The 21528-nt window shown below is 66.6% G+C and carries 20 protein-coding genes and 1 tRNA gene; 7 read left to right on the forward strand and 14 right to left on the reverse strand.

The annotated features are described in order from the left end of the window. Positions 1-76: 76 nt before the first annotated feature. Genes BM339_RS49795 through BM339_RS48625 form a run of 5 tightly spaced genes read left to right on the forward strand, consistent with a single transcriptional unit; the run spans position 77 to position 3680 of the window. Complete coding sequence (locus tag BM339_RS49795; RefSeq protein ID WP_021595556.1) at positions 77-220, forward strand: hypothetical protein; 144 nt, start codon at positions 77-79, stop codon at positions 218-220. Positions 221-228: 8 nt separating this feature from the next. After that, positions 229-762, forward strand: a complete 534-nt coding sequence (locus BM339_RS13015; protein ID WP_075020997.1) for a MauE/DoxX family redox-associated membrane protein — start codon at positions 229-231, stop codon at positions 760-762. A 30-nt stretch (positions 763-792) separates the two neighbouring features. Beyond that, positions 793-1320, forward strand: a complete 528-nt coding sequence (locus tag BM339_RS13020) for a TlpA family protein disulfide reductase (RefSeq protein ID WP_075020998.1) — start codon at positions 793-795, stop codon at positions 1318-1320. Next, positions 1317-3098, forward strand: coding sequence for an ABC transporter ATP-binding protein (locus tag BM339_RS13025; protein WP_075020999.1), 1782 nt, complete (start codon positions 1317-1319; stop codon positions 3096-3098). Before BM339_RS13020 ends, BM339_RS13025 begins: the two co-directional genes overlap by 4 nt. Positions 3099-3122: 24 nt before the next feature. Further along, the gene (locus tag BM339_RS48625) at positions 3123-3680 is read left to right on the forward strand and encodes a hypothetical protein (protein WP_143118393.1); all 558 of its coding nucleotides are present in this window, start codon (positions 3123-3125) and stop codon (positions 3678-3680) included. A 6-nt stretch (positions 3681-3686) separates the two neighbouring features. Here the strand turns inward: BM339_RS48625 and BM339_RS13030 are convergent, their stop codons facing one another. The 4 genes from BM339_RS13030 to BM339_RS13045 form a co-directional block, all read right to left on the reverse strand. Then, positions 3687-4268, reverse strand: a complete 582-nt coding sequence (locus BM339_RS13030; protein ID WP_075021000.1) for a hypothetical protein — start codon at positions 4266-4268, stop codon at positions 3687-3689. 224 nt (positions 4269-4492) lie between these two features. Next, a complete protein-coding gene (locus BM339_RS13035; RefSeq protein ID WP_075021001.1) occupies positions 4493-5065 on the reverse strand; it encodes a hypothetical protein in 573 nt (190 codons plus the stop codon). 355 nt (positions 5066-5420) lie between these two features. Next, entirely contained in the window at positions 5421-6068 is a 648-nt protein-coding gene (locus BM339_RS13040) for a hypothetical protein (protein WP_075021002.1), read from the reverse strand. 28 nt (positions 6069-6096) lie between these two features. Further along, a complete protein-coding gene (locus tag BM339_RS13045; RefSeq protein ID WP_083597599.1) occupies positions 6097-6468 on the reverse strand; it encodes a hypothetical protein in 372 nt (123 codons plus the stop codon). A gap of 1332 nt (positions 6469-7800) precedes the next feature. Between BM339_RS13045 and BM339_RS47565 the strand changes: the two genes are divergently transcribed. Next, on the forward strand, positions 7801-11085 hold the full coding sequence (locus BM339_RS47565; protein WP_083597654.1) for an NACHT N-terminal Helical domain 1-containing protein: 3285 nt from the start codon (positions 7801-7803) through the stop codon (positions 11083-11085). Positions 11086-11258: 173 nt separating this feature from the next. Here the strand turns inward: BM339_RS47565 and BM339_RS13065 are convergent, their stop codons facing one another. The 3 genes from BM339_RS13065 to BM339_RS13075 form a co-directional block, all read right to left on the reverse strand. After that, entirely contained in the window at positions 11259-12323 is a 1065-nt protein-coding gene (locus BM339_RS13065) for an alanine racemase (RefSeq protein WP_256255329.1), read from the reverse strand. 21 nt (positions 12324-12344) lie between these two features. Beyond that, complete coding sequence (locus BM339_RS13070) at positions 12345-13022, reverse strand: UTRA domain-containing protein (RefSeq protein WP_143118394.1); 678 nt, start codon at positions 13020-13022, stop codon at positions 12345-12347. Positions 13023-13358: 336 nt separating this feature from the next. Further along, a tRNA-Tyr gene (locus tag BM339_RS13075) sits at positions 13359-13440 on the reverse strand. Between the two features lie 137 nt (positions 13441-13577). On the opposite strand from BM339_RS13075, the gene BM339_RS13080 reads away from it, so the two are divergent. After that, entirely contained in the window at positions 13578-14066 is a 489-nt protein-coding gene (locus BM339_RS13080; RefSeq protein WP_021595547.1) for a YajQ family cyclic di-GMP-binding protein, read from the forward strand. Positions 14067-14163: 97 nt separating this feature from the next. On the opposite strand, the gene htpX is transcribed toward BM339_RS13080, so the two are convergent. The 7 genes from htpX to BM339_RS13115 form a co-directional block, all read right to left on the reverse strand. Next, positions 14164-15018, reverse strand: coding sequence for a zinc metalloprotease HtpX (htpX, locus tag BM339_RS13085; protein WP_024934202.1), 855 nt, complete (start codon positions 15016-15018; stop codon positions 14164-14166). Between the two features lie 66 nt (positions 15019-15084). Beyond that, positions 15085-16572: an NADH-quinone oxidoreductase subunit N gene (locus tag BM339_RS13090; RefSeq protein ID WP_075021006.1), complete on the reverse strand. Its 1488-nt coding sequence runs from the start codon at positions 16570-16572 to the stop codon at positions 15085-15087. Next, a complete protein-coding gene (locus BM339_RS13095) occupies positions 16572-18080 on the reverse strand; it encodes a complex I subunit 4 family protein (RefSeq protein WP_337959909.1) in 1509 nt (502 codons plus the stop codon). Before BM339_RS13095 ends, BM339_RS13090 begins: the two co-directional genes overlap by 1 nt. Continuing rightward, a complete protein-coding gene (locus BM339_RS13100) occupies positions 18077-19939 on the reverse strand; it encodes an NADH-quinone oxidoreductase subunit 5 family protein (RefSeq protein ID WP_337959910.1) in 1863 nt (620 codons plus the stop codon). Before BM339_RS13100 ends, BM339_RS13095 begins: the two co-directional genes overlap by 4 nt. Further along, on the reverse strand, positions 19936-20349 hold the full coding sequence (nuoK, locus tag BM339_RS13105) for an NADH-quinone oxidoreductase subunit NuoK (RefSeq protein WP_075021007.1): 414 nt from the start codon (positions 20347-20349) through the stop codon (positions 19936-19938). The genes BM339_RS13100 and nuoK overlap by 4 nt, the downstream gene beginning before the upstream one ends. Further along, entirely contained in the window at positions 20349-20978 is a 630-nt protein-coding gene (locus BM339_RS13110; protein ID WP_083597600.1) for an NADH-quinone oxidoreductase subunit J family protein, read from the reverse strand. The genes nuoK and BM339_RS13110 overlap by 1 nt, the downstream gene beginning before the upstream one ends. After that, positions 20975-21523 carry a NuoI/complex I 23 kDa subunit family protein gene (locus BM339_RS13115; protein ID WP_033330072.1) on the reverse strand — a complete coding sequence of 183 codons (549 nt, stop codon included), beginning with the start codon at positions 21521-21523 and terminating at the stop codon, positions 20975-20977. Before BM339_RS13115 ends, BM339_RS13110 begins: the two co-directional genes overlap by 4 nt. Positions 21524-21528: the final 5 nt, after the last annotated feature.

Below are 21528 nucleotides of genomic sequence, written 5' to 3' on the forward strand. Positions count from 1 at the left end.
GATCATCTAGGCGCGACGCGCCGCCGCTCGGAAACGCCGCAGCCGGAACGCTCCGGCTCGACCTGAGGAGATCCTCGTGATCCGTGCACTCAACCGCCTGGGCGACCGGATGCTCGGCCGCGTCCTGCCGAACACGACCGCCCGCGCCGAGCCCTGCTGGTGGACCGACACCGGCATCCGCTGCTGCATCTACGCCGGCAAGACCTACTGCGGCATCTGACGTCCGCTTTGCAGTACGTCACGCTGACCGCCCGCTGCGCCCTCGGTCTGGTCTTCCTGGTCGCGGTCTTCGGCAAGGTCCGCGACCGGGACGCCTTCCGGGAGTTCCGGCGGTCGGTGCCCGGCCTCGCCCCCGGCCTGCCTCCCACGGCGACGTCCGTCGCCGTGGTGGCCGCGGAATCGGCCGCCGTCGTACTGCTGGCCGTACCGCGGACGGCACCGGCCGGCCTCGCGCTGGCCGGCGCCGTCCTGCTCGCGTTCGCCACGGGAATCCACCGCGCCCTTCGCGGGGGCAGGCACGCCACCTGCCGCTGCTTCGGCACGCGCCCGTCCCCTGCCGGGCGCGTGCACCTCGCGCGCAACCTCGCCTTGACCGCGCTCGCCTTCGGCGGCCTGGCCGCGCACCTCGCGGCGCCCGCCCCGGTGCATCCGGCCGGCGCCGCCGTCGCGGTGGCGGGCGCGGGCGTGCTCACCCTGGTGTTCATCTTCTTCGACGACTTGGCCGACCTGCTGATCGCGCCGTCCGCACGCCCTCCGCGATGACGCGTCCGGCACCAGCATGAGGGAGCACCGTTGCCCTATCTCGTCGCGGGCGTCATCCTCGTCGGCGTCCTCTGCGCGATCGACCTGATCCTGACCCTCGCGGTCGTCCGCCGCCTGCGCGAGCACGCGGCCCTGCTTGAGGGCGGGCGGGCCCAGGTTCCGTTCACGGCCCCCGGCACCACATTGCCCGAGTTCAGCGCGTCCAGCCTCGACGGCACGGTCGTGACCCGCGCCTTCTTCACCGAGCCGACGATCGTCGGCCTGTTCTCCACCACCTGCGCCGCGTGCCGGGAACGGCTGCCCGAGTTCACCGACCGGATCCAAGGCCTGGACGCCCGGCGCGTCCTCGCGGTGATCGAGGGCGAGCAAGAGGAGGCCGAACCCTTCACCACCGCGCTCGCACCGGTCGCCACCGTGATCGCCGAGCCGGCGAGAGGGCCCGTGAACACGGCGTTCGGCCACCCGGCGTCCCCCAGCTTCTACGTCGTCGGGGACGGTGCCGTGGTGACGTCCTCGACGCTCTCGCCCGCCGGCCTGCCGGTGCCGGCCCGCGCGTGAGACGACCGGGGGCGCGCACCGCGGTCGTCGCCGCGCTGGCATGGCGCGCCCACCGGACCGCCACGACCGCGTCCGTGGTCCTCGCCGTGCTCACCGGGCTGGCCCCCGTCGCGACCGCGTGGCTGACGAAACTCGTCCTGGACGCGCTCGCCGGGAGCGGAGACCGCGACGTCCTGCCGGGCCTCGCCGCCGGGCTCGCCACCTGCGGCCTGTGCGTCATCGTCCTGCCGCACGCGTCCACCTACGCCCAGGCCCAGCTGCGCCGCGCGGTGCGCGCCCTGGTCGTCGACCGCCTGTTCGGCGCGGTCAACGCCCACGCGGGCCTGCGCCGTCTTGAGGACCCGGCCTTCCAGGACACGCTGCGGCTGGCGCACGAATCCAGCCAGACCGCACCGGACCGGCTGATCCTGGGAACGCTGGCCATCGGCCAAGCGGCCATCACCATGTCCGGATTCGTCGGAACGCTCCTGGTCATCAACCCGCTGCTGGCCCTGGTGATCTTCCTGGCGGCGCTGCCGTCCGTCTGGATCCAGCTCGGCCTGAGCCGCGAACGCGCCCGCACAATGTGGAGCATCAGCCCTGGGAAGCGACGCGAAGTCTTCTACGGAGAGCTACTGACAAGACCCGAAGCCGCCAAGGAAGTGCGCCTGTTCGGCCTCGGCGGCCACTTCCGCTCCCGGATGCTCGACGAGGTCCGCTCGACCAGCGAAGCCGAACGGCGGATCGACCTCAAGACACTACGCAGCCAGGGCTTACTCGCCCTGGTCGGCAGCGCCGTCGCAGGCGGCGGCCTGGTGTGGGCAGTGCTGGCGGCCGCATCCGGCGCCCTCACCGCAGGAGACGTAACGGTGTTCATCGCGGCCGTCGCCGGAGTCCAAGCCGCCCTGACATCGATCGTCGACCGGTGGGCGGACGCACACAACGCCCTGCTCCTGTTCGGCCACTTCACCACCATCGTGGACGCCGAACCCGACCCGCCTCCGAACCCCCGCCCTCGTCCCGTCCCACCCTTGCGCCATGGCATCGAGCTGCGGGACGTGTGGTTCCGCTACAGCGAAGCGCACCCCTGGATCCTGCGCGGCGTCGACCTGCACATCCCGTTCGGCCAAAGTGTCGCCCTCGTCGGCGCGAACGGCGCGGGCAAGAGCACGCTGGTCAAACTCCTCTGCCGCCTCTACGACCCGGACAAGGGCGCCGTCCTCTGGGACGGCGTGGACCTGCGCGACCTGGACCCCGCCGAACTCCGCGAACGCATCGGCGCGGTCTTCCAGGACTTCATGGAGTACGACCTGACCGCGTCCGACAACATCATGCTGGGCGACCTGGAGAGCACCAACGAACAAATCGCGGCCGCCGCCGAGCGCGCCGGCGTCCACGAGACCCTAAAGGCACTGCCGCGCGACTACGACACGATGCTCAGCAAGATCTTCCCCAGCGACGGAACCGGCGTCACCCTGTCCGGCGGCCAGTGGCAGCGCCTCGCCCTAGCCCGCGCATTCCTGCGCCAAGACCGCGACCTCCTCCTACTGGACGAGCCGAGCTCCGGCCTGGACGCGGACGCCGAACACGCCGTCCACGCATCCCTACGCCGCCACCGCCACGGCCGCACCAGCGTCCTGATCTCCCACCGCCTGGGCGCGATACGCGACGTCGACCTCATCGCCGTCCTCTCCGAAGGCAAAATCGTCGAACGCGGCCCCCACGACACCCTCATGGACCGGAACGGCGAATACGCCCGCCTCTTCACCCTCCAATCCAGCGCCTACACCACGCCCTGATCTCACGACTGGCAGACTTCAGGTGTGACAAAAGGCGTCTACATCAACGTGACCGGATACGGCCTTCGCATCAAACCGAAATGGCCCTTCGCGTTCATCCACCCGGCAGACGTGGGCGGCGACGGGACGGCACTGGGTGTAATTCGATGCGGCGAGGACGGCCAACCGCACGTGACAGCCGGCCCCGACCGTCCGACCTGGCGAATCGAAACCCAGCTGTACTCGGTCACGTGGCCCAGCGGATTCACCCTGGAGTGCGCCGGAGAGAACGACCCGTTCGCCCCGTTCCTACTGTGGGGCCCGGACAAGTCACTGATCTGGGTCCAGGGACCAATCCGCCGAACCCGCCTAACAGCCCCCTCAGACCTCGTAGGCCCGGGCCAACAAGTCGTCGACCAACAAGCGAACTCCATCGAACTCGCCTACACCGAAGAAGGAGCCCCCTGGCGCCAAAGCCACCACATCCTCGACCTCGACCAGGACCGTCTAGCCATAGTGACCTCCCAAGCCCCCACCCCCCACGCCACCCAAACCCTAAAATCCGGCAACCAACTAGCCCACTCCTTTCGCACCAACGAGTGACCGCCGTCACACGTCGTCAGGCCCGAAAGGCGGAAGATAGATCTCATCACGGCGGGTCACACGCAGACCGGGATGCCAGGCGACAGACAGGTCCACCTCCCCCTCGGCGTACAGCACGACCTCATTCAGGTGTTCCAGAGCCGGCAACCGCCCAAAATCGCCATGCGCCAAGGTCAGGGACTCCAACCCCACAATGTCCTGAAGCCTGGACATGGAATCGACGTCCACAACCGACAGGATGAGGTGCCGGACAGGAGTCCCGCTAAGTTGCCCGAGGTCAATGTTGGAGGCAGGCCCCGCCAGCTGAAGCAACTCCCACGAGCGCCCCGCGAGCGGCCCCAAATCCATGCCGTTGTCCTCCCACAACAAGGCTTCCTTGACCGAGGGCAACCACCGGACGGGCTCGAACGACCCCACCCAGAAGAAGTCCGTCGTGAGGCGGTGACGGCGCAAGATGGGGTCGAGTGCCGGAGGCTCCGGGATATCGGAGCCACAAAGCACCTGCCGCCACACCGAAGTGAGTCCGTCCCAGAACTCCCCCCAGCTGATCTCCTCACCCCCGGCAACCAACCTCCTACCTTCGTCCACCACGATCCCCCAACCACTAAGTAGGAGCCCTCCGAGACAGCCGGTTCACGCCCGAGCAAGGATCGGACACCGCCCAACTCGGCAAAGTGAATCGACGATTACGGCCACCAGCATGCCGCTGATCCCGATTACAACCGGCGAGCCCATCCGGGCAGGCTGCCCGTCGGCGCGCAGACGTCAGAGGTGCAGGCAGCAGACCGTGATCAGAAGCCGCCGTCAGGTGATCATTTCTTGTCGATCAGTGTGTAGCCACCGTCGAGCACCGGCGCGTCGGCCGCGGGGGCCATGCACTTGCGCAGGGGACCGTCCCCGGGGCCGGGGCCTCCGCTCAGCCCGATCCGGCTGGGTCCCGCGCCTTTGCCGGCGACGTAGAAACTGACGCCCATGCGCTCGTGCTTCTTCAGCATTTCCTCCCATGGCCCACCGGGAGTGGTTCTGGTGAGCGTGCCGGTCACGGTCGCGGTGGGGCCGCCGGTGGTCAGGCAGTCGACGATGAGGTCCCCCCAGTTGGTGAACCACGTCCCGTCGGGCATCTTGAACCGGTGGGAGATCCGGAAGGTGCCCCACGACCGGGTGGGCTTGGACGCACCGCTGGGATCGAACGCGGCGTGCGCATTGACCGTGACGTGGATGTCGTTGTCGGGTGCCGGGAAGTACATCCTGGCCCGTCCCTCCAGGTGGGAGGTCTTGACGCCGACCGAGGCCTGGCTCGCCGGGGCTGGGGCGTCGGCCGCCGCCCAGGAGCCCATGGAGATCGACACCGTCAGAGCCGCAGCGAAGCCGGCGGCGACGGCCATACGTGCGCCGGATACGCGACGAGTCCAGTTGATCATATGTGCGCTCCGATCGAGCGGGGGGTGACTCTCGACGCCACCAGCCTGGGATCGACGCTCCGGCACCGGGTCCCCCACCCGGGCGATCAGGCTCCCCCTTTCGGGTGAAATGCACCCGGCCGGGGAACCTGACCCCGATGACCCGCGTGGGCAGGCATCTGCTCCGGGGTTGCGGCAGGAGGTCATGTGCCGCCACCTGACGGGGTGCTCTGGTGGGGGGTGTGGTCGGGGCCGACCTGCCAGTCTCCACCGGAGTTGAAGCCGTTGTGTCCGGTCGCGGACGGTTAGCCGCCCGACCGTCTGAGGAGATGTTCGGGCGTTAGGACATCCGGGTGAAGGTCGTCGGCAGGCTCCATCTCCCCCTGTAGGGCGGTCCAGCGCGGCGGCGGAGGTCCCGCAGGGGGAAGCCGGGTGGCCATTTAGTCTTTCGTGACCAGGTGAAGCCGTCGAAGAATATGGGGTCTCGACAATCCATCCCCGACAGATCGATGTCCGACACGTCGATCTTGATGCCCCCCAGAACGATCGATGTCTTCTGCGCGCTTTCAACAGCGGAACGCTGTACGTGAGGAAGTTTCTCGCGTGCGCGGACTAGGGATGGATCCCCGTGAAATTGCTTCGCGAGGTCGGTCGCCTGCGATAGACCCGACTGGTTTCGGTGTTCTGCACCAGCGGTTTCCTCGTTCAAATAATAAAGGGTTTGCTGAGCATGCCCAGCGGCTCGCTCCAGGTACCAGCTGCCCTCCCCTCGCTGCAGGTACCAGCCGCCGTTCCGCAGGATGCGCAGATCGGGCGAGGGCATGCGATTGAACGCGTCGACGAGCGTTCTCGCACGCTCGATGAGCGGTTCATCCGCGGGCTGCGAAGACTCTCGAAGGTCTACGTACAGGGACTGGGCAAGGCCGCGAACCTCGACGAGGGCGATGGCCAGATCCCGCACGCGCTCCGGCTCCGCATAAATACCCATAGACACACCTTAATAGGTCGTAACAGAATCAGCGGACGAGGCGTCGCCAGCAGATGATGGCCGCGGCCAGGATCATTAACGCTTCGTGGACGTCGTCGCGGATCTCCCAGCGGATACGCGGGCGGCGGAACCAGGGCAGCAGGCTGATGGTGCACCCGACGACACAGCGGTGGACGCCCAGTCCCGAGCCATGCGGGCTCCCGCGGCGTACGATGATCGGTTTGCCGCCCTTGCTCCATGCCATGCGGCGGTATTCGTCATGGTCGTAGCCGCGATCGGCCGGCAACCGCCTGGGCCGGCGGCGGACCTGGCCGCGAATGGGCGGCACCTTCTGGCTCGGGGCGCTGGTATGCCCCCGGCCCAGGTGGCCGAGTAGGCGGGGTTCCAGGTACTGGCTCATGTCGGAGGAGTCGCGTTCAGGAAGTGCGCCGCAGCGTGGTTGCATGCATGGACGCAAGGGCCGCGACGACGTCGGGGTTTGAGCGACGAAGGCCCCGAAATCTCCCATGGATGCGCAGCCTGGGTCGACCTATGATCCTGGCCGCTCTCTCCTTGTTGGGGACAAGGGTGAGTTGGGCCGCCGTGCCGGTTGGATCATTTAGTTGAGCTGGAACGGCGTCTTGATGTCCGTCTTTCGGAGTCGTATCGCGACTTCGTTCCGCAGATCGGTGACGGTGGAGCCGGTCCGGGCCACGGTCTGTGGCCGCTTCGTCGATCTATCCGATGGGCCGAACGCGGAGTCCACGCGCCTCGGCGTTCTCAACAGAGCCCCTCGTGGCCGCCGGCGAATCGTGGATTGAGACCACCGTGACAGGGCGAAACGGACCAGGTTCCTGCTCCTCGCCGCCGGCCCGTGAGCTTGACGCCAAGCGCTGGATCGCCACGCGACCAGGCCAAAGGATCTCCAGAACTTCAGCATGGCCACCCGGAGAAGGCCCGTAAACGATCAGAGACAGCCGGACGCGACGAGAACAGCCCCCGACCGCGACGTGCCTGGTCAGGGGCTGTTTCAGCTGGGGTGGCGGGTCCAGGATTCGAACCTGGGTAGGCTAAGCCGACGGATTTACAGAGAGATCACGAACTCACGGCCATTGTCTTCGCGACCTGCAGCTATGTCACTCGCCGCCCTCTCCGAGCGTGCCTACGTTCCGTACCTGTTCCGCCAGATCACTCGCCACCATGCTTGACCCTTCGCTGTCTTGGCGCGGCTCCGTAACTCTCGAGGGCAGGCGCCGAGGGGCGGCACGTGCGGCCCGGACTCGGGGCCACATAGAGAAGACATGCGGGGAAGCTTGCACACGGCGCCAGTGACCAATGCCGTAAATCTTCCTCGCCTGCACGAACGTGTTGAACATGCCTCGTTCTGTACAGACATGGAAGCAAATGTGCCTTACAGCCTCTCGCAGGTGGCCGTGCCTCACCGGCTCATGACAACACCGATCACGCTTACCGGCAGGCTGCACACACCCTGTCCCACTGAGTGCCACGGTGGGTCGTGAGATGAGAGACCTCACGGCGATACTCAAGCATGCAGGAGCGGGCGGGCTGCGGTGATCGATTCATTCAGCCCAAGGTACAGACAACAAAAAGTGGCATTGGAAGCGTCTCAAGTTCGGCGAATCTACCACTTGCCGCAGATGGCCGACATAGGTCATCCTATGGCACTTTTAAGGAGAAATGATATATTAGGCTCGCACATCTCGACCCACCAGCGGATAGTCAGCGTGATTATATGGCACTTGATCCTATTGCGATTACCACTGGCAGGGTGGTGGCTCAGCTTGCTGGACGCCTATGGCTATCGGGACGTAACGCTAAAGCTGGCCGAGACAAGGATCTTGTTGAGCTCATTCGAATGAGATTTACGGATCAGATAGCCGCCCGGCGTGTTGAGCGGCAACTCGACGACATTGCTGATTCAGTCGCGGAAAGACTTATACCTCTTTGCCGCCAAGAGTTTGGTGGATTGTCGGAAGGGGATCGGTCCGCCGTCTTTTTTGAGGTCATACGAACTCTTGAAAAGGCCGACCTTTCGGATGCGGCACTCTTTAGCGATGATGTTGATGCAATCAATCTATCGCGACGGGTACGTGCCAATCTTCCCGAGGGAGAAGTGATGCGGCAAGTTGGAGAGTCGGGGGCGCAGTTATACAACGTGATTCTCGACGAGTGTTGCGACTGTCTAGTACGCATAGTAATACAGCTTCCGCAGTTCGCACCACGTGCCTCCGTGGAGACGTTGAGTAGAATTAGTGGTCTCGCCGATCAGGTCAATGTTGTCCTAGCCCGACTGCCAGCACGTTCGGTCACCGCCCCCGAAGGTACGTCAAGTGATCGAGAATTCACTCAGAGATACCTTGAGCATCTTAGCGACACTTTGGATACATTAGAACTTTTTGGCGTGCGATTCGAGCGCTTCACGAGACCGCGAATCACCCTTAGTGTCGCCTATATTGGCCTTTCTGTGTCGACCGAGAAGAAGGCCGGAAGAGTTACAGAAACGCTTCGGGGCACGCGTGTTTCCGATTGGCGAGGCGACCAGCAATTTAATAGTTCAGTGAGAGTGGAATCGGTACTTGCCGAAAGTCGTCTATTGCTTCTCCGTGGCGAGGCCGGCGCTGGTAAGAGCACACTATTGAGATGGATTGCTATCACCGCCGCACGTGGAAAATTTAGCGGCGACATGACTAGTTGGAACGGCTGCATTCCATTCCTTATTAAACTGCGAAGTTTCTCGGGCGAGCGTATGCCTCGGCCAGAAGAATTTATTGATCGGATAGCTGATAACCTAACGGGGATTATGCCTCGGGGATGGGTGCATCGGCAACTTATCGCCGGAAAGGCCCTGATACTCGTAGACGGGGTTGACGAACTAGTTGGCCAGGATAGACATGCTGTTCGCGAGTGGCTTCACGGGCTTATCTCAGATTTTCCTCAGACTCGAATAGTTGTCACTTCACGTCCTGTCGCAGCTAGTGCTGATTGGCTTCGAGCGGAAGGCTTCTTTTCTGCCTTCTTGGAGCGGATGAGCCCGGCGGATATTCGTGCTCTAATTCAACATTGGCACTCAGCTGTAAGGCACTGTGGTGACCTACCGTGTCCTCCTGAACGTCTGCCATCGTATGAAACGGCTCTGCTCGCGAGGTTAGAGAGCGCCGTGCATCTTCGAACGCTTGCCGCTAATCCTCTTCTAGCAGCAATGCTATGTGCTCTTAACCTTGACCGTGAGACGCAGCTTCCGCGTGATCGCATGGGGCTTTATGGGGCTGCTCTTGATATGCTCCTTGTCACAAGAGATGCCAAGCGCGGTATTCCTAGCTCTAGATCGCTATCTCTAGAACGTGCACAACAGATCAGAATATTGCAGTACATTGCAGCGCATCTGTCTAATAGTAATCGCGTCGAACTGCCAAAAGCTCTCGCAGAGCAATTGATCGCCGATAGGCTCGCTGCGATGCCGTACATAAATCAATCGGCACCAGAGGTCCTGGAATATCTTCTAGACCGCAGCGGTGTTATACGAGAGCCAGTTCTCGGGCGCGTCGACTTCGTTCATCGTACGGTGCAGGAGTATCTTACTGCGAAGCATATCGCCGATCTCGGCGATATGGATATTCTCATCCGAAACGCCCATCGTGACCAATGGCGCGAGACTGTAATTATGGCGGCTGGCCATGCCAATGAGCCTCTCCGGAATGAGTTGATCGCTGGCATACTGTCTCGAGTGGAAGCCGAACCTCGACATGCACGCCGCCTCAAACTACTTGTTGTGGCGTGCATGGAGACACTTCCCGCTATTCCTCGGGGACTTGAATCCAGCATGAGCAAGTGTTTGGCGGATTTGGTGCCACCTCGCGATCTTGCATCTGCGCGTTCGCTAGCGACTGCTGGGGAGCCGGTTCTTGATCGGCTGCCGAGGTCACTGAGTCAACTGTCTGATTCCTCAGCCCGAGCTACGGTCAGTGTGGCTTGGATGATAAATGGCCCGAAGGCACTAGAGTTTCTAGAAGGATATGGTTGCGATCCAAGGTTCAACATACAACAAGAACTGGATAATGCATGGGATTTTTTTGATCCAGGAGTATTTGCGGAACGCGTCCTGGCAAGGGCGCCAAAGGGTGTCACACGTAGCTTGACTTTGCGCTCCCCGGGCCAGCTTCACGCCTTGAACAAGATTCCCGAAGTTACTGAGATAAGCATCTCGTCTGACGTGCCGATCGACTTGTCGGTGCTTGCATCTAAAGCGCAACAAATAAGAAAGTTGTCGATCTACTCTGGAGTGGAGGCGGATAGTTTGTCTGCACTCACTACCTTTGCGCGCTTGAAGGATTTTACTTTCGTGCCAAGAGTGTCCCCGAATAGCATCGACTTCTTGAGAGAACTTTCCCCTTTGGAGCGTCTATACGTCAGTCAATGCGACGAAGTGGAAGACTACTCGGCGCTCGCTTCACATAAGCAACTGCAGGGCCTTCTTCTCTATTCTCCCTTCAAGCTTGCGGGTGTTCAAGATCTCCCTCCTCTTGACCACGTGCAGGTATTGGCGCTAATGTCTTCCAGATTGCAGCATGGTCTTGGTGAATTGATAGCCGCAGCACCAAATGTTCGCGATCTCATGCTAGATAACTGTCCCTGGATCGATGACCTCAATCATCTTGATTCACTTTCTCTTAGAATGCTATGGCTCGCAAATTGCCCAGCACCGGTCAAATTGGAAAAAATTGCTCACTTCTCGGAGCTTGAATCTCTTGACGTTTCCGGCTCACAGGTCACCGACCTTACGCCGTTGTCTGATCTGAAGAAGCTTAGAATCTTGTGGCTGAAAGACTGTCGCAACATAGTCGATCTAACCCCCCTGGCAGCACTACCGAAGCTTACTATGCTTCATTTGGGCGAAGTATCTCCGACCCTAGATATGGCGCCTTTGGCCAACAGGCGGAATCTCAAAGTGACTCTCGCCCCGGGACAAGAGGTGGTGAACAGTAGAATGCTGGGCCGGCGGCTTCGCTTTGATCACTGATATTAGGCCAGCGCTATTGCCTCAGCTATACTCCGGCCCCGCCAGTAGACACCTGGCGGGGCCTTAACCGGCTTCGCAATATCAGCCAAGATAGCTAAATGTTGGCTTGGGGTGCATGAGGAAGTCGTGGTGGGAGATGTTCCAGGCGTAGGCGCCGGACATTGAGAAGGCGACTAGGTCACCGGCTGCGATGCGGTCCGTAGGGACCTCGCGTGCGAAGACGTCTTTGGGGTGCAGAGCTGGCCAACGAGAGTCACAGGTTCGCCAGTGACCGCGGGGCCGTCGCCGTTGTGGGTCAGGACGTCGAACGGGTGATTGTGCTGCTTGGTGACGGGTGTGCGGATGTGCATGGTGCCGCCGCGTAGGACGGCGTACCACTGGCCGTGTGCCTTCTTCACGTCTAGTACCTCGGTGAGGTACCAGCCGGCGTAGACGCTGATGGAGCGGCCCGGTTCGATGCGCAGCATTTCGCCCGGCTCGGCGAGCGCGGCGACGTCGGCGCCGTACTGCTTCCAGTCGAATCGGGTCTCGGGCGTGGAGTAGTCGACGGCCATGCCGCCGCCGAGGTTGAACTCACGCGGCCCGGTGTGGCCGATCTTGTCGAGCCATGCGCGGCCCCACGCGAGGATCTCGGCGGACTGGGCGACCATGGCGGAGGCGTCCAGGCCGGACGCCAAGTGCGCGTGAATGCCGCGTAGGCGCACCTGCGGAGAGTTCTCCAGGATGCCGGTGCATGAATCGACCAGGTCCGGGTCCATGCCGAACGGGCCGCTCATGGCGAGCGCGACGCCGCTGCGATCGCCAGCGAGGTTGACCCGTAGCAGGACATCGACCTCACGGCCGGACGCGCGAGCGATGTCGGCCAGGCACGACAGCTCATAGGGGCTTTCGACATGGATGCGCTCGACGCCGAGGTCGAGGGCAAGCCGTAGTTCGTCGTCGGTCTTGCCGGGGCCGCCGAACGCCAACCGCGCGTCCGGCAGAGCCTCGCGCACGTGCGCCAGCTCGCCGCCGGACGCGACCTCGATGCCATCGACGTACGGGGCGAGCGCCTGGAGGATCGGCGCGTCAGGGTTGGCCTTCGCGGCATAGAAGATCTCCGGCGCACCGGGCGCCGAGAGCGCAGCCTTGACCTCGGCCGCGTGCTCACGCAGCGCGGCGAGGTCGTAGACGAACGCGGGTAGCTCGCCCTTGCCGGCAAGGGCCTGGGCGTGGTCTTCGACTAGGCGCGTGATCATCGGGTGTCGTCTCTCCGGTTGTCAGGCAAGCGGGAACTCGTACTGAGCCGTTACGTAGTGGGCGGGCGCGACCGAGACCGTGACCTCGACGGCGCGGCCCTCGGCCGTCAGGCCAACATGCGTGATCTCCACAACCGTGCGCTCCGGACTGATCTCCAGCGCACGCGCCTCAGCCTCGGTCGGCAGACGACTCGGGATGATCTGCTCACGCGCCCTGGTCTGCGCGTAGCCGAGTTCGGCAAGCGCGCTCTTGACACCGCCGACATTGACCGGCCCGTCCTCCTCCAGGACGGTCCCCTCGGCGATGTCGAGCGGAAACCAACTGGCGTTCAGCCGGACGGGAATGCCGCTGGCGAACAGCCGCCGACGCCGCACAAGGCAGTTCACTTCACCGGTCGGCAGGCCGAGCGCCTCGGCGACGGCCGCCGGCGGTTCGGCGCGTTCGGTGGTGATCTCGTGCTGTGGCTCCAGCCCACGGGCGCGAACCTCGGCGTCGAACGCGCCGCGGGCGCCGTTGTTCTCGCAGGTCGCCCGGTCGTAGCGCGCCGGCGAGTGGAGCATCGGCGGAAGCCAGGTGACCATCGTTCCCCGTCCCTGCCGAGGCCGGACGAGACCCTCGGCCGCGAGTACCTGCGTCGCCTGTTCAGCATCCCGGTCGTTGGTCGGCTGTTCGTTGGGACGTAGGGCGGGATCGATCACTGGCCAGCCGTGCCTTAGGTCCAGCTCAACGCCAGGTGGCGGCGCTTAGCGAGCGTCAGGACGGCTCGCCGCCGCTGAGGCCCAGTTCTCCCCTGCGGCATGCGGCCATCTCGACGTGGCTGGGTGCTAGTGAGCATCCGGCTCAGGTGGCCGAAGGGGCCAGGCACGAGGAGAACACCATGAATCAGTGAGGCGACCAGGCCAAAGGACGGCTGAAACTTCGGCCCGTATTTGGCCCGGACGGCCGTAGAGCGCCACTCACAGCCCGAGACAGCCGGACACGACGAGAACAGCCCCTGACCGGGCATGCCTGGTCAGGGGCTGTTTCTGCTGGGGTGGCGGGTCCAGGATTCGAACCTGGGTAGGCTAAGCCGACGGATTTACAGTCCGCTCCCATTGGCCACTCGGGCAACCCGCCGTGGTGTCGCAGGAAAGCTTAGCGGACGGGGGGCGTGGGTGTGACATCGAGGGCGGGCGCGCGGGGCGTGGGCTTGATCGTCGGGAGTCGATACGCTCTCTGGATCGTGAAGGTGCTGTTGAGGGGATGTGTGTGCGATGGCCGACAGCTCTTTTGACATCGTGTCGAAGCTCGACCGGCAGGAGGTCGACAACGCGCTGAACCAGGCCGCCAAGGAGGTGGCCAACCGGTTCGACTTCCGGAACGTGGACGCGGGGATCAAGTGGTCCGGGGAGTCGATCGAGATCCAGGCGAACACCGAGGAGCGGGCGAACGCCGTGCTGGACGTGCTGAAGGACAAGCTCGTCAAGCGGGGGATCTCGTTGAAGGCGATCGACGCGGGTGAGCCGAAGCTGTCCGGGAAGGTGCACAAGCTGAGCGTGGGCCTCAAGGAGGGCATCGCCCAGGACGACGCGAAGAAGATCGGGAAGATCATCCGGGAGGAGGGGCCGAAGGGGATCAAGGCCCAGATCCAGGGGGACGAGCTGCGGGTCAGCTCGAAGAAGAAGGACGACCTTCAGCAGGTCATCTCGCTGCTGAAGGGCAAGGACCTCGATGTGGCCCTCCAGTTCGTGAACTACCGGTAGCCGCAGTAGGGAGCGCGCCGACCCCATCCCCCGCAGAAGTGGTCGGCGCGCTCTCGTGTGTTATGACGCGGCCGGGTCCCGGCTGGTTCGGTCGAATTCAGCGGCGGCCGCCCATGCGCTCCAGTCGGGCTATGCGGTCGGCGGCCGGGGGGTGGGTGGAGAAGAGCCTGCCGATGCCGGCGCCGGAGAACGGGTTGGCGATCATCAGCGCGCTGGTGGTGGCGAGTTCGGGGTCCTGCGGCAGCGGCATGGCGCGGGTGCCCGCGTCGATCTTGCGGAGCGCGGACGCGAGGGCGAGGGGGTCGCCGGTGAGGCGGGCGCCGGCGGCGTCGGCGGAGTACTCGCGGGTGCGGCTGATCGCCATCTGCACGACGGCGGCGGCGACCGGGCCGAGGACGAGCATCATGAGGGCGCCGAGGAGGCCCGGGCCGTCGTCGTCCTCGGAGCGGCCGAGGGGCAGGAAGATCGCCAGGTGGGAGAGGTAGGTGATCACCGTGGCGATGGCGGCGGCGACCGAGGAGATCAGGATGTCCCGGTTGTAGACGTGGGACAGCTCGTGGCCGAGGACGGCGCGCAGTTCGCGCTCGTCCAGCATCTGCAGGATGCCGCGGGTGCAGCAGACGGCGGCGTTGCGCGGGTTGCGTCCGGTGGCGAACGCGTTGGGCTGGCGGGTCTCCGACACGTACAGGCGCGGCATGGGCTGGCGGGCCGAGGTGGACAGTTCCCGGACGAGCCGGTACAGGGTCGGCGCCTCGACCTCGCCGACCGGGTGGGCGCGCATGGAGCGCAGCGCGATCCGGTCGCTGAAGAAGAACGCGACGCCGTTGGTGCCGAGTGCGATCAGCAGCGCGATCGTCAGGCCCGCGCCGCCGCCGAACACCCATCCGGCGGCGAGCATCAATGCCGACAGCGCGGCGATCAGTGCTGCCGTCTTGACGCCGTTGAACTGCACTTCCGTCTGCCTCCCCGTCGACTCCGGCATGAACATCAACGGTTTGACCTGGGTGGACGTTCCCGCCTAGGTGGCCTGCGTGACCGTCTGCAGGACGATCTGCGGCGCCACCGAGAGCACGACGGCGCCGGCGGCGGCCGCGGTGATCGCGGCGCGGACGCCGAGGCCGGGGGCCGCGTCGTAGTGCTCGTCGGCGGCGGACGGGGTGAACAGCCGGACGGCCCAGAAAAGGTAGTAGTACAGCCCGATGACCGTGTTGATCGCCATCACGACGGCGAGCCAGGTGACGCCGCTGGCGACGGTGGCGCGGAAGACGACGACCTTAGCGAACAGGCCCATGACGCCCGGCGGCAGGCCGGCGAGGCAGATCAGGAAGAAGGCGAGGGCGGTGGCGACCGCGGGGTTGCGGCGGGCGAGGCCGCGGTAGTCGTCCAGGGTGTCCCAGCGCTCCGAGACGCGGCCGCGGCGGCGGAAGCCGATCACTACGGCGAACGCGCCGATGTTCATGACGGCGTAGAGGGCGACGTAGGCGGTGGTGGCCGCGACGGCCTCGGGGAGGCGGCGCGAGCCGACCGCGAGCGGCGCGAGCATGTAGCCGGACTGGGCGACCGATGACCAGGCCAGCAGCCTGATCGCGGTGCGCTGGCGGAGTGCGGCGAGGTTCCCGATCGTCATGGTGAGCGCGGCGAGCACGGCGACGACGGGGCCCCACACGTGCCCGTAGGCGGGGAGGCCGAGGGCGAGGACGATCGCGAGCCCGGCGAATCCGGCGGCCTTCGACACGACGGACAGGAACGCGGCGACGGGCAGCGGGGAGCCCTGGTAGACGTCCGGGGCCCAGAAGTGGAACGGGACGGCGGCGACCTTGAACGCGAACCCGGCGAGGACGAGCACCGATCCGACGGCGGCGACCGGGTCGAGGTCGGACGGCAGCCGGGACAGGGCAGGGGCGATCCGGTCGAGGTGCATGGCGCCGGTCGCACCGTAGACGAGGCTGATCCCGAACAGCATGATCGCGGTGGAGACCACGGAGACGAGGAAGAGCTTCAGCGCGGCCTCGGACGCCGTCCCGTCGTAGCGGCGGAGCGCGGCGAGGGCGAACACCGGCAGCGACAGGGTCTCCAGCGCGACGAGCAGCAGGACGAGGTCGCGGGCGGCGACCAGGGCGAGCGCGCCGATGACGGCGGCGAGCAGCAGGAAGTGGTACTCCCCGACCGGCATCCTGGAGTCGGTGATCTCCTGGAGGGACAGCAGGACGACGATCACGGCGGCGCCGAGGACGATGCCCTGGAACAGCAGGGTGAAGTCGTCCGCGACGTAGGAGCAGGAGCGGGGGCCGCCGCCGCGCAGGCCGTCCGGGAGGCAGAACGTGGCGCGGCGGTCGCCGGCCGCCAGCGCGATCACGGCGATCAGCGCGGCGGCGAGGGACCCGCCGGACAGCAGGGACAGGACGCGGCGCGGCGCGTCGAACGCGTCGGCGAGCAGCAGCCCGATGGCGGCGACGGCGAGGATCAGCGGCGGCGCGATCGCGGCGTAGTCGATGTCCTGGATCATCAGCCGCCTCCGAACAGGGCGCGGACGGGGCCGGTGGTCACGTCCAGCAGGGTCTTCGGCCAGAGGCCGACCAGCAGCGTCAGCGCGATGAGCGGCACCCAGGCGGCGTACTCCTGGAGGGAGACGGCCGCGACGGGGCCGCGGGGTTCGGCGACGCCGTCGGACGGCCCGTGGGTGAGCTTGGCGAGCATTCGCAGGAAGTAGGCGGCGGTGAGGACGGCGCCGAGCGCGGCGACGACCATGAACGTGACGAACGTCTCACGGGGCAGGTCGGCGTGCGGGCGGTAGGCGCCGACGAGGGCCAGCACCTCGCCCCAGAACCCGGCGAGCCCCGGCAGGCCGAGCGAGGCGACGGACGCGAACGTGAGGATCGAGGCGAGGCGCGGGGACGTGCCGAGCATCCCGCCGCCGATCGCGTTCATGTCGCCGGTGCCCCAGCGTTCCTTGACCGATCCGGCGAGGAAGAACAGCAGGCTGGTGATGAGGCCGTGCGCGATGTTGCCGAACAGGGCAGCGTTGACGCCGACGGGGGTGAGCGTCGCGATGCCGAGCAGGACGAACCCCATGTGCCCGACGGACGAGTAGGCGATCATCCGTTTGAGGTCGCGCTGGGCGAGGCAGGCGAGCGCGCCGTAGATGATCCCGATGACGGCGAGCAGGCCGAGCCAGGGCGCCCAGAACGCGGCGCCGTCCGGGGTGAGCGGCAGCGCGATCCGCACCAGCCCGTACGTGCCCATCTTCAGCAGGACGCCGGCCAGCAGGACGGACCCGACCGTGGGGGCCTCGGTGTGCGCGTCCGGCAGCCAGGTGTGCAGCGGCCACATCGGCGCCTTGACCGCGAACCCGATGCCCATCAGGGCGAACGCCGTGACCTGGAGGCCGTGGGACAGGCCGGATCCGTGCCGGTCGGCCAGGGCGGTCATGTCGAGGGTGCCGGCCTTGGCGCCGACGAGCAGCATCCCGGCGAGCAGGAGGCCAGAGCCGAGGAGCGTGTAGAGGATGAACTTGAGGGCGGCGTCGCGGCGTCCGGGACCGCCCCACAGCATGATCACCGCGTACATGGGGATCAGGACGGTCTCGAAGAACACGAAGAACAGCACGAGGTCGAGCGCGACGAACGTGCCGAGCATCCCGATCTCCAGTACGAACAGGAGCGCGGTCAGCAGCCGGATCCGGCCGCCTTCCGGCGGGTGCCGCAGCGTGTAGAGGAAGCAGAGGAACGTCAGCAGGGCGGTCAGCACGACCAGCGGCAGCGAGATCCCGTCGACGCCGAGGTGGAAGCGCAGGCCAACGGCGGGCGCCCACGCGCGGTCGACCTCCAGCTGCATGCGGGACGTGGCACCGAAGTCGAACGCCGTCATCGCGGAGATCGCGACGAGCAGCGTCGCGCCGGACACGGCGGCCCCGAACGCGCGGACGGCGAAGCCGGTGCGCAGGAACCGGTTCGCCGGGACGAGCATCGCGAGCGCCCCGGCCAGCGGGAGCGCCATCATCAGCACGAAGATCACTGGAAGATCACCACCGCGGCCACGATGACGGCGACGCCGGCGAGCAGGCCGGTGAGGTAGCGCTGCGGGTTGCCGTTCTGGACGGTTCTGACCAGGTCGCCGAGGCGCCGGGTGGACCGTCCGGCCCCGACGACGGCGGCGTCCACGCGTCTCCGGTCGACGAGCACGACGTGGCGTGCCAGGGCCTCGGCCGGACGGACGAAAGCGATCGCATACAACTCGTCCACGAAGAAGGCCCGCGCGAAGGCGGGACGGACCGGCCCGAGCGCGCGCGCGGGATCCAGGGCGGGGTCACGGTTCCAGATGAGGTAAGCCCCGCCCGCCCCGATCGCGAGCAGCAGGACGCTCAGCAGCGAAGCCCCGAGGTGGGGGCGCAGTTCCGGCGCGCCGAGACCGAAGAAGCCGAGGATCGCGGCCGGGACGGCGAGCGCGGCCACCGTCCACGACATGATCCGCGACGGGTCGCGCACCTCGTACGAGCCGCGCGGCTCGCCGAAGAACGTCATCAGCCACGCCCGCGCGGCGTAGGCCGCCGTCAGGACGACCGTGAGCAGCAGCCCCAGGTAGACCAGCCAGGCGACGCCTCCGGGCAGGCTGACCTCACCGCCGTGCGTGGCGGCGTGCTGGGCGGCCTCGATGACGGAGTCCTTGCTGAACCAGCCGCTGAACGGCGGGACGCCCGCGAGTGCGGCGAACCCGACGGTCATCGACCAGAACGTGAGGGGCATGCCGCGCCGCAGCCCGCCGTAGTGGGCGAGCATGTTCGAGCCGGCGGTCACGATGACGCAGCCCGCGGCGAGGAAGAGCAGGGCCTTGAACGCGCCGTGCGTCAGCAGGTGAAAGATCGCCGCCGACTTCGCGCCGACCGCGAGCCCCGCGGCCATCACGGCGAGCTGGCTGATCGTCGAGTACGCGAGGACGCGTTTCAGGTCGTCCTGCGCCAGGGCCGCGCACGCCGAGCCGACCATGGAGACCACCGCAGCGAGGCCGAGCACGGCGAGCGCGGCGGTGGAGAGGAGGAACACCTCGAACAGCCGCGCGACCACGAAGACGCCGGCCGCGACCATCGTCGCCGCGTGGATGAGGGCGCTGATCGGGGTGGGGCCCGCCATCGCGTCCGGCAGCCAGGTGTGCAGGGGGAACTGGGCGCTCTTGCCCGCGACCCCGGCGAGCAGCAGCAGCGCCGCGGCCGTCACCGTCGAGCCGGGCAGGTCGCCCGCCCGCGCGATGATCCCGGAGATCTGGAACGTCCCGGCGCCCACGCCGAGGACGATCACGCCGATGAGGAAGCCGACGTCGCCGAGCCGCGTGACGAGGAACGCCTTGACCGCCGCCCGCGAGTTCGCCCGGTCCTCCCAGTGGTGGCCGATGAGGAAGTACGAGCAGATGCCCATGACCTCCCAGCCGGCGTACAGGACGAGGAGGTCACCGGCGTACACGACCAGCAGCATCGCGGACGTGAACAGCGAGACGAACGCGGCGTAGGAGGAGTACCGCCGGTCCTCGGACATGTACGCGACCGAGTAGACCTGGACGGCGAGCGCCACGCAGCACACCATGAGCCCGACGACCGCGGACAGGCCGTCCACTTGGAGCCCGACCCGGATCGGCACCGACCCGGTCTCGACCAGCGTGAGGGCGCCGGTCCGCTCGCCGGGGTCGCGCCACACGGTGGCCGCGACGACCGCCGCCAGGACCAGCGACACCGCGATCGGGGCGCACGCGATCAGCGCCGGGCCGTTCCGGAGCGGCGAGCCGCCGGGGCCGCGCAGCAGCCGGGTCAGGGACGGGCCGGACAGCATCCCGCCGAACGCGGCGAGGAACGGCAGCAGGGCGACCAGGGACGCGGACCAGATCACGGCGCGGCCCCCTCGACCGGCTCCGGCCGGCTCCCGGGCCTCTCCGGTTCCCTGGACGCCTCGGACGCCTCGGGGGCTTCAGGCTCTGCGGGGGTCTCGTCGTCCGTCTCGGCGAGGGCGCGCAGCCGGTCCACGTCGATCATCTGCCGGTTCCGGTACACCAGCAGGACGATCGCCAGCCCCAGCCCGACCTCCGCCGCCGCGATGACGATGGTGAACAGCGTGAGGACCTGCCCGCCGTGCAGGCGGTCGCGGTACCAGATGTCGAACGTGACGAGGTTGAGGTTCACCGCGTTCAGCATCAGCTCGACCGACATCAGGACGAGGATCGCGTTGCGGCGCGCCAGCACGCCGTACACGCCGACGGAGAACAGCAGCGCGGCCACGATCGTCGGGTAGGCGAGGTGCATCAGGCGCCGCCCTCCCCGTCCGCCGGAGGCTCGGGACGCTCGCGGCCCTTGCTTCGGGAACGGCCCCTCAGCCCCGGACGCGCTGTGCCTCCGGGCCGGGAACGCGCCTGGCCGTTGGCCTCGGGGCGCGCGCGGATGTCCGAGCGCGACAGCACGATCGCGCCGACCAGCGACGCCAGCAGCAGCACCGACAGCACCTCGAACGGCAGCACCCACGTCCGGAACACCGCGGCGCCGAGCTCGTCCGCCGACCCGCCGCCCTCGCGCAACGTCATCCGCTCGTCCCGGAACCCCATCACCATGACGGTGACCAGCACGGCGGCGGTGGCGGCGGCGACGGCCCCGGCGACCCAGCGGTTCCCGGAGTCGAGGTCGGCCGACTCCCCGATCGGCGCCCGGGTCAGCATGATCCCGAACAGCAGCAGCACGACGATCGCGCCGACGTAGATGAGCACCTGCACCCAGGCGACGAACTCCGCGGTCAGGACGAGGTAGCCGCCGGCGAGCGTGCCGAACGACACCACCAGCCACAGCGCCGCGTGGACGAGCCGACGCGTCGTCACCACCAGGACCGCCGACCCGACCGCGACCACGCCGAGCAGCGTGAACACGATCTCCTGGCCGCTCACGCGCCACCTCCCGGCGGCCTGCGCGCGCCCCGCGCCGCCGCCTTCTCCGCCGCGCCCACTTCCTTCGGCGGCTCGGCGGACGGGTCGTGCGCCTGCGGCGGCGGGACGGTCCACATCCACTCCCGGAGCCGCTCCTTCTCGTGCGTCAGCTCCGCGATGTCGTACTCGGCGTACTCGAACTCGGGCGACCAGAACAGCGCGTCGAACGGGCACACCTCGATGCAGATCCCGCAGTACATGCAGAGCGCGAAGTCGATCGCGAACCGGTCGAGGACGTTGCGCGTACGTGGACGTCCGCCGCCCTCGGCCGGGAGGGTCTCCTTGTGCGAGTCGATGTAGATGCACCAGTCGGGGCACTCGCGCGCGCACAGCATGCACACCGTGCAGTTCTCCTCGAACAGCGCGATGACGCCCCGGCTGCGCGGTGGCAGGTCGGGTTGCACTTCGGGGTATTGACGCGTTATGGACCGCCGCGTCATCGTCCGCAACGTGACCGCCAGCCCCTTGGCCAGCCCGCCTCCTGGTAGCCGTCCCACGCGCCCCATGATTG

This window comes from Actinomadura madurae (assembly GCF_900115095.1).
In the GTDB taxonomy this organism is placed as follows: Bacteria; Actinomycetota; Actinomycetes; order Streptosporangiales; family Streptosporangiaceae; genus Spirillospora; species Spirillospora madurae.

Excerpts from the sequence above, each read along its gene's own strand:
- BM339_RS13035 (WP_075021001.1), bottom strand. The coding sequence starts at position 5,065 with ATGGCCGTCGCCGCCGGCTTCGCTGCGGCTCTGACGGTGTCGATCTCC.
- BM339_RS13040 (WP_075021002.1), bottom strand. The coding sequence starts at position 6,068 with ATGGGTATTTATGCGGAGCCGGAGCGCGTGCGGGATCTGGCCATCGCC.
- BM339_RS13045 (WP_083597599.1), bottom strand. The coding sequence starts at position 6,468 with ATGAGCCAGTACCTGGAACCCCGCCTACTCGGCCACCTGGGCCGGGGG.
- BM339_RS47565 (WP_083597654.1), top strand. The coding sequence starts at position 7,801 with ATGGCACTTGATCCTATTGCGATTACCACTGGCAGGGTGGTGGCTCAG.
- BM339_RS13065 (WP_256255329.1), bottom strand. The coding sequence starts at position 12,323 with ATGATCACGCGCCTAGTCGAAGACCACGCCCAGGCCCTTGCCGGCAAG.
- BM339_RS13080 (WP_021595547.1), top strand. The coding sequence starts at position 13,578 with ATGGCCGACAGCTCTTTTGACATCGTGTCGAAGCTCGACCGGCAGGAG.
- BM339_RS13090 (WP_075021006.1), bottom strand. The coding sequence starts at position 16,572 with ATGATCCAGGACATCGACTACGCCGCGATCGCGCCGCCGCTGATCCTC.
- nuoK (WP_075021007.1), bottom strand. The coding sequence starts at position 20,349 with ATGCACCTCGCCTACCCGACGATCGTGGCCGCGCTGCTGTTCTCCGTC.
- BM339_RS13115 (WP_033330072.1), bottom strand. The coding sequence starts at position 21,523 with ATGGGGCGCGTGGGACGGCTACCAGGAGGCGGGCTGGCCAAGGGGCTG.